Source organism: Nostoc sp. NOS(2021), assembly GCF_017115025.1.
In the GTDB taxonomy this organism is placed as follows: domain Bacteria; phylum Cyanobacteriota; class Cyanobacteriia; order Cyanobacteriales; family Nostocaceae; genus Nostoc.
The window spans coordinates 1-11,712 of record NZ_JABXKM010000166.1 but is presented as its reverse complement, the minus strand read 5'-3'; the positions used below and the strand labels follow the sequence as shown (position 1 = coordinate 11,712).

The 11,712-nt window shown below is 40.3% G+C and carries 15 protein-coding genes; 9 read left to right on the top strand and 6 right to left on the bottom strand.

What is annotated here, in order from left to right; all coding sequences use genetic code 11:
• Positions 1-183 (top strand): DUF4351 domain-containing protein (locus tag HWQ41_RS20210; protein ID WP_292766618.1); only part of this gene is annotated, 183 nt, incomplete at its 5' end.
• A gap of 138 nt (positions 184-321) precedes the next feature.
• Positions 322-492, top strand: a complete 171-nt coding sequence (locus HWQ41_RS20205) for a DUF4351 domain-containing protein (RefSeq protein WP_292766615.1) — start codon at positions 322-324, stop codon at positions 490-492.
• 48 nt (positions 493-540) lie between these two features.
• Here HWQ41_RS20205 and HWQ41_RS20200 read toward each other — a convergent pair whose 3' ends face one another.
• Positions 541-885, bottom strand: a complete 345-nt coding sequence (locus HWQ41_RS20200; RefSeq protein ID WP_292766612.1) for an XRE family transcriptional regulator — start codon at positions 883-885, stop codon at positions 541-543.
• Positions 886-889: 4 nt separating this feature from the next.
• A complete protein-coding gene (locus tag HWQ41_RS20195) occupies positions 890-1,252 on the bottom strand; it encodes a type II toxin-antitoxin system RelE/ParE family toxin (protein ID WP_292766609.1) in 363 nt (120 codons plus the stop codon).
• A 690-nt stretch (positions 1,253-1,942) separates the two neighbouring features.
• On the opposite strand from HWQ41_RS20195, the gene HWQ41_RS20190 reads away from it, so the two are divergent.
• A complete protein-coding gene (locus HWQ41_RS20190) occupies positions 1,943-2,443 on the top strand; it encodes a hypothetical protein (RefSeq protein ID WP_292766606.1) in 501 nt (166 codons plus the stop codon).
• A 91-nt stretch (positions 2,444-2,534) separates the two neighbouring features.
• Here HWQ41_RS20190 and menD read toward each other — a convergent pair whose 3' ends face one another.
• Positions 2,535-4,289, bottom strand: coding sequence for a 2-succinyl-5-enolpyruvyl-6-hydroxy-3-cyclohexene-1-carboxylic-acid synthase (gene menD / locus HWQ41_RS20185; RefSeq protein ID WP_292766603.1), 1,755 nt, complete (start codon positions 4,287-4,289; stop codon positions 2,535-2,537).
• A 129-nt stretch (positions 4,290-4,418) separates the two neighbouring features.
• Between menD and folB the strand changes: the two genes are divergently transcribed.
• From folB to HWQ41_RS20170, 3 genes are all read left to right on the top strand, one after another.
• On the top strand, positions 4,419-4,787 hold the full coding sequence (gene folB, locus HWQ41_RS20180; RefSeq protein WP_292766600.1) for a dihydroneopterin aldolase: 369 nt from the start codon (positions 4,419-4,421) through the stop codon (positions 4,785-4,787).
• A 58-nt stretch (positions 4,788-4,845) separates the two neighbouring features.
• Positions 4,846-5,073: a hypothetical protein gene (locus HWQ41_RS20175; RefSeq protein WP_292766597.1), complete on the top strand. Its 228-nt coding sequence runs from the start codon at positions 4,846-4,848 to the stop codon at positions 5,071-5,073.
• Positions 5,074-5,716: 643 nt separating this feature from the next.
• Entirely contained in the window at positions 5,717-7,000 is a 1,284-nt protein-coding gene (locus tag HWQ41_RS20170) for a diguanylate cyclase (protein WP_292766595.1), read from the top strand.
• Here the strand turns inward: HWQ41_RS20170 and HWQ41_RS20165 are convergent.
• Positions 6,997-7,152 (bottom strand): hypothetical protein, encoded by a 156-nt coding sequence (locus HWQ41_RS20165; RefSeq protein WP_292766592.1) that lies wholly within the window; start codon positions 7,150-7,152, stop codon positions 6,997-6,999. The genes HWQ41_RS20170 and HWQ41_RS20165 overlap by 4 nt on opposite strands.
• 9 nt (positions 7,153-7,161) lie before the next feature.
• On the opposite strand from HWQ41_RS20165, the gene HWQ41_RS20160 reads away from it, so the two are divergent.
• Complete coding sequence (locus tag HWQ41_RS20160) at positions 7,162-7,722, top strand: sugar O-acetyltransferase (RefSeq protein WP_292766588.1); 561 nt, start codon at positions 7,162-7,164, stop codon at positions 7,720-7,722.
• 444 nt (positions 7,723-8,166) lie between these two features.
• On the opposite strand, the gene HWQ41_RS20155 is transcribed toward HWQ41_RS20160, so the two are convergent.
• Complete coding sequence (locus HWQ41_RS20155; protein ID WP_292766585.1) at positions 8,167-9,162, bottom strand: DUF1517 domain-containing protein; 996 nt, start codon at positions 9,160-9,162, stop codon at positions 8,167-8,169.
• Positions 9,163-9,307: 145 nt separating this feature from the next.
• Between HWQ41_RS20155 and HWQ41_RS20150 the strand changes: the two genes are divergently transcribed.
• Both HWQ41_RS20150 and HWQ41_RS20145 read left to right on the top strand, forming a co-directional pair.
• Positions 9,308-9,439 carry a hypothetical protein gene (locus HWQ41_RS20150; RefSeq protein ID WP_292766582.1) on the top strand — a complete coding sequence of 44 codons (132 nt, stop codon included), beginning with the start codon at positions 9,308-9,310 and terminating at the stop codon, positions 9,437-9,439.
• A gap of 593 nt (positions 9,440-10,032) precedes the next feature.
• Positions 10,033-11,262, top strand: coding sequence for a glycosyltransferase family 4 protein (locus HWQ41_RS20145; protein WP_292766579.1), 1,230 nt, complete (start codon positions 10,033-10,035; stop codon positions 11,260-11,262).
• Between the two features lie 218 nt (positions 11,263-11,480).
• Here the strand turns inward: HWQ41_RS20145 and thiS are convergent, their stop codons facing one another.
• The gene (gene thiS / locus HWQ41_RS20140) at positions 11,481-11,693 is read right to left on the bottom strand and encodes a sulfur carrier protein ThiS (RefSeq protein ID WP_292766631.1); all 213 of its coding nucleotides are present in this window, start codon (positions 11,691-11,693) and stop codon (positions 11,481-11,483) included.
• Positions 11,694-11,712 lie beyond the last annotated feature (19 nt).

Sequence of the window (11,712 nt, the reverse complement as noted above, 5' to 3'; positions counted from 1 at the left end):
GAAGGAGAAAGAACGATCGTTTTACGACTATTAAATCGGCGCGTGGGTAATATTCCTGATGCGCTTCTGTCCCAGATTCAAGGGTTATCAGTGGAACAGTTGGAAGCTTTAGGTGATGCTTTGTTGGATTTCTCTACTCTTGCTGATTTGTCAGGGTGGTTACAAGGTGAAGTAAGGGGGTAAGTTTCACCCAGAGACGCAGAGGAGAAGAGCGATACCTACGGTGGGCTACGCCTACGCACTCCGTAAAATAATTATGGCTACAAATAAAGTTTCCCGAAGTGAAGAAGCATTTGCAGACACGCGGGTATATCAGAAGCGGTGGAAGAAAAAGTGCGATCGCTCGTCCTCCGACTGTTAAAACGACTATTTGGTGAAATTGCTGAGGAACTTTTAGCCAAAATTCAGACATTATCGCTGCAACAGTTGGAAGCTTTAGCTTCGGCGTTATTGGAATTGAGATTGCGATCGCTGACTTGGAAGGGTGGTTAAAAGGTCAACCAAAAGGGTAAATATCACGCAGAAAAAGAGAGTGATCGCTTATTCTACTTCTATCTCAGAAGCTTGATCATCTAATTCTCCTAGTGCAGAAATAACCACAGGAGGTCTATCAGGAAATTCTGCTACAAGTTTTAGCTCTCCTCCCATAGCCTTTACATAACTACGCAATGTAGAAAGAAGGAGGTCAGTACGTTTTTCCAGCCTAGAGACACTATCTTGGCGAATCCCTAATAGTTCTGCCATAGATTCCTGAGTTAACTTTCTGGCTTTTCTAATGTCTTGAAGTGTCATGTTTTCAACAATAAGCTCTTGAGCGCGAGCTTGAATTTTTGCTCGACGTGCTGGTGGGAGTTTTTCTATTACATCACTCAATTTTGTTGCCATAACTTCATTCTCCTTTTTCTTTCAGTTCATCAAGATGAGAGTCAAATCGTGCATCTGCTTTTGCAATCAGTTGCTTGTAAAATCTTTTTTCACTTATCCCTGCTTTGTTTCCAGCTACCAGTAATATTGCTTTCTTCTTTGGATCGAAAGCAAAAGCTACTCGCCATACACCATCGTCTGCATAAAAACGAAGTTCTTTGATATTTTTATGTCGAGAGCCTTTAAGTGTATCAGCATGAGGTCTTCGCAGGAGTGGCCCTTCTGATTCAAGCAATTTAGCGTGTGCAAGGATTTCGTCCTGTACTTCTGTTGTTAATTCATAGAATTCAGGCAGAAATTCATCATGAAATGAAATTTCCCATGTCATAACTTTATTATGGATTAGAAACCATATGGATTCAAGTCCATTTTAAAAAAATTTTATTGGCTAATTTTTTATAACAAATTGGGCAAACTAAGAATGGACAAGCGATCGCTAAAATTGGTATCTCACGCAAAGGCGCAGAGGAGAATGCAAGAGTGTGATCTATTCAAATGCAAACTGCTGTAACTAGGTTGTGCAAAACTTTATGCGTCCCTTACACCCAGCAAACATGCTGGGTATACGGCATTTAGTTATCTTGCTTATTTCTTTTTCATTTTAATCGCCACAATTAGCTGAGTTACAGCGAATAGGGTTGTAGGGATTAACGAAAGATAATTGTATAAGCTGGGGTTTGGAAGGAATGGCTGAGGGTTTAATATAAATCCAACAGTCGCAGCCAATTCTTGCATAGTATTATCTGGGCTTCCCAGATAGGGACTACTTTGGGTAGAATAGAAATAATGATTCAAAAGTTTTACCTCCTTTAGGTAATTATTTTTGCTGTAGGAGCAGAGTCCTTACCGACCCCGCTCCTCTCTTTTTAATCTTAGAGGTACGCAAGAGATATGTCAAGAAAGTGCATTGTATGCGTATAAAATATGCCTAAATAAATATGAATTTTATACGCACTTTATGCGTATCATATAGTCTATTGAAATGAAGTAAACTATTTATTTTAGGCGCATATTCTGCATGACTAATACAGAAACAAAACCAATTCGCCCAATCACAGTTGATATGGATTTAGATTTGTATGGTTTAGATCCATATGAATTTAGAATTTATGGACACATAGCCCGTAGAGGTGATTGTTACTCTAACCTTAAGACAATGGGAGCGATTTGCAATATGAGTGTTAGACAAGCTCAATATGCTTTGAAAAAACTTAAAGATAAAAATTTAATAACGCAAAAAAAACGCAAAGGTACAACTGATTTATATCAGATAACAGATAAAAGTAGTTGGAAACAGCCAGACTACAATAATAAACTAGACAATGCTTTGGAATATTTTAATCGTGCCCTTATCCGTCGTGAATTGAAAGATTATCAAGGAGCGTTCCAAGATTTTAAAAAAAGCGTAGAACTTTTTGAGGAAGAATTATTACAACTAGAAAAGCACAGTACACGAAAAGAAAAAGATATCCAAGATGCTAGAAAAGAACTTATAAAAACTAAAGAAAAAATCAATTAAAATTTTAAATGCTTGTGGGAAAGTACTTTTAACTTTGATACCACAAACGCTATAGTTGTATACTACTATTCAGCAACACCTAATGAGATAGTTAAATTACAATATCTGCGGCAAACTTCCTTAAATTTTCCTGTCGCCACTTTGCATCTAATTTCCGATTTGTCTGTAACTCCAAAACCCGAATTCCTGTAGTTGGAAGTGGGTTTAATCTTTGCTGCAACTGTTCCCAAGAAGTAATAAATTCATGCTGTACATTATAAGTAGCGCACAATTGAGCAAAATCAATATCCTGGGGAGTGCCAAAAAACTCTTCAAATGGTGGGTCAAATTTGGCAATGGGTAACATTTCAAAAATTCCCCCGCCATTATTGTTAATTAACACAATCGTCAGATGTCCGACAAACTTATTGCGGATTAAAAAACCATTGGTGTCATGCAACAGCGCTAAATCTCCCGTTAACATCACACTACTTTGCTGACGATGTGCCATTCCTAAAGCTGTAGATAATGTGCCATCAATCCCATTTGCACCCCGGTTAAAGTGCGATCGCACTCCTAAATTATTCGGTTTCCAGAAATATTCTACATCCCGCACAGGCATACTATTGGCAATAAACAGAGGCGTTCCTGACGGTAAAATCTGAGAAATTAACCAAGCTGCTTTACTCTCAATGATTTCATCTATTTTCCCCATCGTCTGGTCAACAACTAACCTAACCTGAGTTTCCGCATCACACCATTTCTTTCCATAGTCTGAGGATAAAGATAAATTTCTCTCCTCTGCCTTTATATCTTCTACAGATATCCGTAAATGCGTCGTTTTCCCATGCAAAGGGTCGAGGTTTTGATCGCTGTTGTCAATTACCCAACGTCGGGGTTGCGTTGCATCTATCCAGGTACGCAGTTCTTTACTCGTAGGCATTTCACCCACCTGAATCACCATTTCGGGCGCTAGCTGCTTTGCTAGTTGCTGATTTCGTAAAATCAGGTCATAAGTGGAAATCAAATAAGGGTTGAGTTCAGCATAATTTCTGACTGGGGAAAGTCCCTCTGCTAGCACAGGCCATTGGAGAGTTTGGGAAAGTTGCGCGATCGCTCTACAATATTCCTGTGGTTGCTGCGGTTGGGCAACACCTGCGATAATAATGCCGCGATCGCATTCCTTCCATTCTTTGGGCATGGGGTATGGGGCATGGGGCATGGGGAATGGGTTTGCTATTCCTGCGAAGAAGTCTTCTGGTTGAAACTGTGATTGCAAATAACTCAAGTCAGTTCCATCAGGAAAAGGCGCTAAGGGATCGCGAAAGGGAATATTCAAATGTACTGGCCCCTTTGTAGGAGTTTGCGTTCTTTCCCAGCTATGAATTACCGTTTGTCGCAGATAAGCGAGCATTCCCATGTCAGCAGAGGGTAAGGCTAACTCCGTTTGCCAATTTGGATAGTTTCCATATAATCTCAATTGATCTACAGTTTGCCCAGAGTGACAATCTCGCAATTCTGGCGGTCTATCGGTGGTTAATATCAACAGTGGTACGCGACTATATGAGGCTTCAATTACTGCTGAATAAAAATTTGCTCCTGCTGTACCAGAGGTGCAAACAAGTACCACAGGGCGTCCGGTTGCTTGAGCTTGTCCCAAAGCAAAAAAGGCGGCGGAACGTTCATCGAGAATGGAAATCGCTTCAATCTCAGGTACTTGTTGAGCAAAGGCGATCGCTAAGGGTGTAGAGCGTGAACCAGGACAAATGATCGCACAAGTCAATCCCAGGCGCTTTAGTGTCTCTGTTAAAATATAAGCCCAAAGTTGATTAACATTTTTAAAGGCGATCGGTATCAAATCAAACATAACTATTAAACAATCTGAAATTTTAGATTTTGTCTAGGGAAATTCAATTTAAAATCCATCTGGGAAAGAAAATCTCCAAGCAAACTTGCTCCAGTTTCTATAAAATATACAATTTGCTCTCAAACTCTTATGGACTGCATTCATTTAACGGGAATTCGCGGCTATGGCTACACTGGGTATCTACGAGAAGAACAGGTGCTAGGGCAATGGTTTGAGGTGGATGTCAAGTTATGGTTGGATATCTCCACAGCGGCCAAGACTGACGCGATCGAAGACACTTTAGATTATCGCAGCGTCATTAGCTTGATACAACATCTGGTCAAAACGTCTAAGTTTGCTTTGGTAGAGAAATTGGTAGCAACGATCGCAGATTCTATTCTCCAAGAATGCGATCGTGTAACACAAGTCCAAGTGACTCTGAGCAAACCTGCCGCACCTATTCCAGACTTTGATGGCAAAATTAGCATTGAACTGACTAAAAGTAAGTCCAACCTCTAAAGCACAAAACGTGTTTTTCTTCTCAATATCTATAAGCTAGCAAAGAGAGGGGGTTTACATGGAGCGTGGAAGTCTCTCACAAAGAGAATCTTTCCTGCCATTTCCCCCAGCACCCGCTCGTTCTCAAAAACCTAAAAAATCATCTGATCTGCTGATGAGCATTAGACATCTGGTGAAATTAATTATGCGTTGGCCGAAATCCTTGGTAGGCACAATTCATGTAGACGCAAAGCGGCTTCCCGCAGGGTATTGTGCCTACGTCATTTTCACTCCTATGTCTATTTAACTTCCATATTTTCAGATCACAGGATTTGTGATTAAGTATTAACCAGAAGCGATAAATAGTTTTAAGTAATACCATTTCACTCACCATTCAAAATTTCAGACAGTTTCAGACGGGAACTTAGACCCCGGTTGAGACAAAAACTATTTGTAGACAAAGCAATATTAAACACTTTAATTTCAAATAATGATTAATTTTAAGTAGTAATTTAGGAAATTAATTAATATTATATACATCCAACACACTCTATTATTTTTTGAATTTAGATGAAAGTAGTATGCTGTGATTTGATGAACTTTTATTCTTGATTAATTTTTACATAAATACTATACTTACTATTTATACTTTTCTTCAGGAAAATTATTGCATATTTTGGAAAATCAGTTTTTGATTGCTGGTAATTACATGGTAATTTATATTTGATGTTAGTGACATGATATTAACTGCATGAACTAATCAGAATTAGCTTTGACAAGCACAGAAATTATCAGAGGTTAATAACATGATGTTATTTGCTCATTAGTCAGTATTTATATCAAGCAAGAAGACAGGGTAGTTAGAGATTGTTTATGATAAGATAATAACTTTTAGATCGAGTTGACACTCACAACAAAAATCTGAACCTTAGCAAACAGGTTACTGTAACATGTTCGCCCGCAAAATCCTAGTTGTTGAGGATGAAAAAATCCTAGCCTCAAATATTAGAAAAAGTTTACAAAAATTAGGTTATTCCGTTTCAGAAATAACTAAGTCTGGTGAAGAGGTAATAAAAAAAGTAGCAGAAACTCATCCACATTTAGTATTAATTGATATCTGCCTAGCTGGGGAAATTGACGGTGTACACGTAGCGGATATTATCCAGAATCACTTCCATGTGCCTGTAGTATATCTAACAGAGTGTTCTGAATATAAAACATTACATAAAAATCAGCTAAGTGAGCCTTTTAGTTACATAGTCAAACCATTTATTGAAAGTGATTTACATTTTGCGATTGAAATGGCTCTGTACAAACATCAGAGCAAAAAGATATTACACGAAGAAAAACAGAGGCTGGCGGCAATTATTAACAGTATGGGCTGTGCAGTGATTGTGACATATGCAAATGGTTGTATTCAAATGATGAATCCCATAGCGGAACGCTTCACTGGCTGGAAGCAAAGTGAAGCGTTCGGTAAAGATTTAGTAGAAGTTGTTAACTTAGTTGACAAAAATGTAGGAGAAACAATTGAAAATTTAGCCACACATGTAATCGAAGCAGGTGAAGTTTTAAATTTACCAGAAAACTGTACATTGATTAGCAAAGATGGCGAAGAAATAGCGATTGGGGATAATGTTGCACCCATCCGTGATCAAAATGGCAATATTACTGGCGCGGTTTTAGTTTTTCAAGACATCACCAAACGCAAGCAGACAGAGGCGCAACTGATCCGCAATGCGTTTTATGATGGGTTGACAGCATTGCCGAATCGTATTTTATTTTTAGATCGGCTCAGACAAGCAATTGAACGTAGCAAACGCAGAAGCGATTATTATTTTGCAGTTTTGTTTTTGGATTTAGATGGCTTCAAGGAGATTAACGATCGCTTTGGGCATGGAATAGGGGATGATTTTTTAGTAGCGATCGCTAAACGTTTAGAGTCGTGCTTACGCAGTGGCGATACTGTAGCACGATTTGGTGGTGATGAGTTTACTGTTCTTTTAGAGGATATTAAAGACATTACCGACGCCATCAACGTTGCCAAACGTATTCAAGACTCCTTACGATTGCCAATTAACCTCAATGGACATCAATTATCTACTACAGCTAGCATTGGTATTACTTGGAATTTTAATAATTATGAGGAGCCTGCAACTCTGCTGCGAGATGCTGATATTGCTATGTACCGAGCTAAACGACAGGGAAAAGCTACTTATGCCATATTTAGTTAATTAGTCCTTTCTGCTGCCACTTCAATCAAATTACTCTGATTTTCTTCACAACTATCTGGACTGGAATTTTGATTGATGGCGGTTTTGATATGGATAGAATATGCTACTCTAGCCGCTACTAAGGTGTATCCTACACAATCGACAAGCCCCATAAGTCTGTCATGGAAAAAACCGAAAAACAGAAAATGCTCGCAGGCGAATTATATCTGGCGGAAGATATAGAATTGGCTGCCGAAAATAAGCGAGCTAGTCGTCTGTTGCGAAGCTACAATTCTACAACAGAAGAACAGCAAGATCAACGGCAGCAAATTTTGCAAGAATTATTTGGAAAGATTGGTCACAAAGTATCAATTGTGCCACCCTTTTACTGCGACTATGGCAGTAATATTTTTGCTGGCGACAGATTATGTATGAACTATGGCTGTGTAATTTTAGACTGCAATACAGTTCACATTGGTGAAAATGTCTTATGCGCTCCTTATGTGCAAATTTATACTGCTTATCACCCTACAGAGCCGGAAATTCGTCTTTCTGGTAGAGAATTAGCTGCCCCAATTAACATTGGTAACAATGTCTGGATTGGTGGCAGTGCAATTATTTGTCCAGGTGTAACTATTGGTGATAACACAACCATTGGTGCTGGGAGTGTAGTTGTCAAAGATATACCTAAGAATGTTGTCGCTGCTGGCAATCCCTGCCGCGTTATTCGGTATTTGTCCTAGAATTTAACTTAACTGAGACGCTGCACACGAACAGCCTTGTGTGTGGCTTATTTCGCCCCGCATATTAATAACCCAGAACTTGGATTAGTCTGTCATATCATGTCCGGGTAATTAGTTGTGATTCCCATAGTCATTGCACCCCACACGCCAGATGCAACAAGAGTGGCTCGCCGCCCAACGCACTGGCTCCCCTTAATCCCCTCCCCGCGGGCGGGGAGGGGAGACAAAACGCAGCTTTGGCGGGGTAGGGTTCTTCGGGTTTAATAAGTAATCAAGCAGACATGATGTCACTGATGACAAACAGATGGGTGTTGCATATTTTTTTGAAAATGATATAAGCTCTACAAAAAACCGCTTGTGAATGACAAGCGGTTTTCTAAACTTATTTGTTGCGCCAAGATGCCAAGTTTTTCCTTAGCACTTTAGCGCGAAATTTTTTAGAGATTAAACAAGTCTCAAATCAGGATAATTTGCCAACACATCATCAGATGTCAGGGTATCATTTTCAGCTTGCGGAGTCCAAAGAACTTCAATTGCCAGAAGTTTTTCGCTAGGAATACTACCAATTTGGCGTAAAGCTTGACGCAAATCATCAGCACTGTTAATCGCTGTGGGGATTTCAAACTTACCTAGTGTCGCTGCCAGCAAGGTGACGATAATGTATTCACCAGGGCCTTCGGTAAATAAGCGGGTGGGGTTGTCGAGTTCACCAGCCGGGGGTAAAGCATCTTTCGCAAGGGCTGCTTTTAGCTGGTTGTTGACATTAGAAAGAGTTTCTTCGCTAAACTTGCTGCGTTCTGCCAGTGATAGCCGATTAAATTGACTTTCAGCTGAATTTAAACTGGCTTGTTGAGTGCCACCACCTGCATATACAAAGTATTCGGGATGGCGGAGTAAAGCTAGACTGGCTTCTTGTAGAACTTCTGCTCTCCCCTCTGGGGTGTTAGTATCAGCAGTTTCGGCAATGTGGTTGAGTTCATTTTGCAATTCACGGGCTTGAGCTAACAAACCTACTTGCAAACGAGTTACAGAAACAGGAGAGTTGCTGCTGTAATCTGCTTCACCCGTTTCACCACTAGAGACGCGGCGGAAAGTTTGCAATAAGAAATTAGCGATCGCCAAGAAAATTAAGATGGTAAATATACCACCAAATCCTCCCCCAATACCCCAGAAGGGAATTAGGAAGGGAAAGCCGAAGCCACCACCAAAACCACCACCAAAACCACCACCAGGATAGTATCCGCCCCCGCCAGGAGGTGCATAGGTGCGCGGCGTATAGGTGCGACTGGAAGGTACTCTAAAGGAGCCACCACCGATCCGACCCCCACTCCGGGCTGCTAATGCTCCATCGGCGTGACCAAGAGCCAAAGCTAACACCAGGACTAGGGCTAAGAAGGTTTTTAACAGAGGTTTGATGGTTTGTTGTAGTTTTTTACGCATAATACAATCGCTTGAAAAACAGAATTATTTATGATTTCTCCCCATGCTGGTAGGAGTGTTGCGGTATCTCGCTAACGCCAGCCCGTAACAAGCAAGCTTTCTAGCATTCACTTTTAGAGGCTACATATTCAATTTACCGCGTCTTATGTTGGGTAGGGTGCGATCGCAGGGGGGATTTCTCCACTGGGGAACCGTACCTGAAGATATGTTCATCATCACACAAATTTGCGATGTCTACGACGGGCTACGCCTACGAGCAATTGTTGCTACCTCTTAGGACTAGCACTTTTAGAGTACAGTTTTGAATTATACAGATGATTTTAATTTTTAGTGATTATTTTGACTAATTTTTTTAATACTTCACCCTACTTGTTTTGTCACCAGGTGGGAGGATATTTTTATATTATGAACAGCATTTACTACATTTTTGGGTTTTTTGTTTACGTATATATATCAGTCCAGCAAGTGTCCGTGATGCTCATCAATAATCGCAGCCAGACACCAGATAGCGAGCAAATACTTAGCCAACTTTTTGGCATTTTGGCACAAGAGTCTAGAGTATTCAGGATATTCTATTAAACGTAGCTAAATTTCGTAATTTTCCTAACAGTTGTTCACTGAGCAATTTGGCTACAAGTGCTAGCTTTTCTTGTTTATCATGCACAGAAATTCTCAAGTAGTGAGAGATTTGCAGAAAAAATAAAATTAATACAATAAAAAAACAATCTTCGTGGCTAATCTTCTAAAATAGCCTTCAAATTTGTCTACCAGATTCGTTTTAAAAGAAATATAATAATAATTATGGCTTTGAAAGTAATCCTAATTGTAAATAAATTAACAATTATTTGAAATGTAGTCATCAACTTGATTATGGAACATATTTCTCAACTAACAGCCGAAATCAGAGACAAAGCTGCATACCCAGATATCCTAGTCATATCCCGGATCTTCCTGCCGAAAGAAGCTGTAATTGGGGAATATATCTACGATCGCTGTCTCCAAGATCCAGAACGAGTTATTGTGCTGGCGGCTAGTTGCTCAGGAGATAAAGTATTTGATGAAAGTCAACAGTTTCCCGTGTATCGCTGGTCTTATCCTAGATACTGGCGTAGTGGCTGTGTAGGAAGTATCCTGAAGCCTTTGGTCAATATCGTCTGCTCATTTGTGCTAGCAATCAAACTCTATTTTCGCTATCACTACCGTTATATAGAGTGGGGTCACGGCTATGACTTTCCTTCACTGTTGCTATTGAGCTATTTCTTACCTATTCGCTTTTTTATCTATCTGCACGGCAATGATCTTCTTTGTACTTTACACAATCCCGTGCTGCGATCGCTCTTTAAACTAACACTCAAACGAGCCGAAGGTATTGTTTGTAACAGTTCTTATACACGAGACTATCTCAGAACTGCTTTGCGATTAGATACTCCTATCCACGTGATTAACCCAGTAATCAGACCAGAAAAATTTGGCAATGTAGCAAGTCCAAGTAGCCTTGATGATTTACGTGTCCGCGTGCGTCAGACGTACAATATTCCCGAAACAGCAATAGTTATTCTCTCAGTCGGAAGGCTAGTAAAACATAAAGGTTTCGACCGAGTGATTGATAACATCCCACTATTGCTAACTTTTGGGGTCGATGTCCACTATATAGTCTGCGGTGAAGGGCGTTGTGAGTCGGAACTGAAATCTCTGGCGCATCGTTTGCGGGTAGATAAGCGCGTACACTTTGCCGGATATGTGCCAGAGCGGGAATTAGCAGGTTATTATGCAGCTTGCGACATATTTGCCATGCTGACTTTATTGGATACTAAAGCTAATAGTATGGAAGGTTTTGGTGTCGTTTATTTAGAAGCAAGTTACTTCGGTAAGCCTGTAATTGCCTCTCGCTTAGGTGGCGTTCTAGACACAGTTCAGCATGAAGAGAATGGGATATTGGTTAATCCTAATTCTGGTTATGAAGTTTTTCAAGCTTTCAATCGGTTGTGCAAAGACCAACAACTACGTGAGCAACTCGGCCGCAAAGGTAAAGAATTAGCCAAGCGTAGAACCCTTCATCGATCGCTATATAAATCAGAGGGAAGAAACCCGATTTTGTGAACAACGAGATCCCCGACTTCTCTAAGAAGTCGGGGATCTGAGTCCAATTTATGTCCCTGGCTTACCTCACCCTCAATCCCTCTCCGATATATTGGAGAGGGAAGCTAGATAGAGGATGAAGTTTTGCATTTTATTTAATCCACGTTCCTTAATTACGAATTACGTTAGCGCAGCGTTAGCGAGTCCGCGAGCGTCATTACGAATTACGAATTATTTAACTACCCACCACCAACAATAGTTACCACTTCTAACCGATCGCCTGGTTGCACTTTTGTTTGCGTCCAAAACTGGCGGTGTAAAATTTCGCCGTTATACTCTACAGCCACCAAGCGGGGGTTAAAACCCAATTGTTGGAGCAAATCGGGTAAATAAGTTGGAAACGAACAGCTATGGGTTTCCCCATTTACCTGAATCGTAATCTCATTAGACATAAATGTGGGGAGTGGGGAG

Excerpts from the sequence above, each read along its gene's own strand:
- menD (WP_292766603.1), bottom strand. The coding sequence starts at position 4,289 with ATGTTTGATTTGATACCGATCGCCTTTAAAAATGTTAATCAACTTTGG.
- thiS (WP_292766631.1), bottom strand. The coding sequence starts at position 11,693 with ATGTCTAATGAGATTACGATTCAGGTAAATGGGGAAACCCATAGCTGT.
- HWQ41_RS20200 (WP_292766612.1), bottom strand. The coding sequence starts at position 885 with ATGGCAACAAAATTGAGTGATGTAATAGAAAAACTCCCACCAGCACGT.
- folB (WP_292766600.1), top strand. The coding sequence starts at position 4,419 with ATGGACTGCATTCATTTAACGGGAATTCGCGGCTATGGCTACACTGGG.
- HWQ41_RS20195 (WP_292766609.1), bottom strand. The coding sequence starts at position 1,252 with ATGACATGGGAAATTTCATTTCATGATGAATTTCTGCCTGAATTCTAT.
- HWQ41_RS20175 (WP_292766597.1), top strand. The coding sequence starts at position 4,846 with ATGGAGCGTGGAAGTCTCTCACAAAGAGAATCTTTCCTGCCATTTCCC.
- HWQ41_RS20145 (WP_292766579.1), top strand. The coding sequence starts at position 10,033 with ATGGAACATATTTCTCAACTAACAGCCGAAATCAGAGACAAAGCTGCA.
- HWQ41_RS20150 (WP_292766582.1), top strand. The coding sequence starts at position 9,308 with ATGTTGGGTAGGGTGCGATCGCAGGGGGGATTTCTCCACTGGGGAACC.
- HWQ41_RS20170 (WP_292766595.1), top strand. The coding sequence starts at position 5,717 with ATGTTCGCCCGCAAAATCCTAGTTGTTGAGGATGAAAAAATCCTAGCC.
- HWQ41_RS20165 (WP_292766592.1), bottom strand. The coding sequence starts at position 7,152 with ATGGGGCTTGTCGATTGTGTAGGATACACCTTAGTAGCGGCTAGAGTA.
- HWQ41_RS20155 (WP_292766585.1), bottom strand. The coding sequence starts at position 9,162 with ATGCGTAAAAAACTACAACAAACCATCAAACCTCTGTTAAAAACCTTC.
- HWQ41_RS20160 (WP_292766588.1), top strand. The coding sequence starts at position 7,162 with ATGGAAAAAACCGAAAAACAGAAAATGCTCGCAGGCGAATTATATCTG.
- HWQ41_RS20190 (WP_292766606.1), top strand. The coding sequence starts at position 1,943 with ATGACTAATACAGAAACAAAACCAATTCGCCCAATCACAGTTGATATG.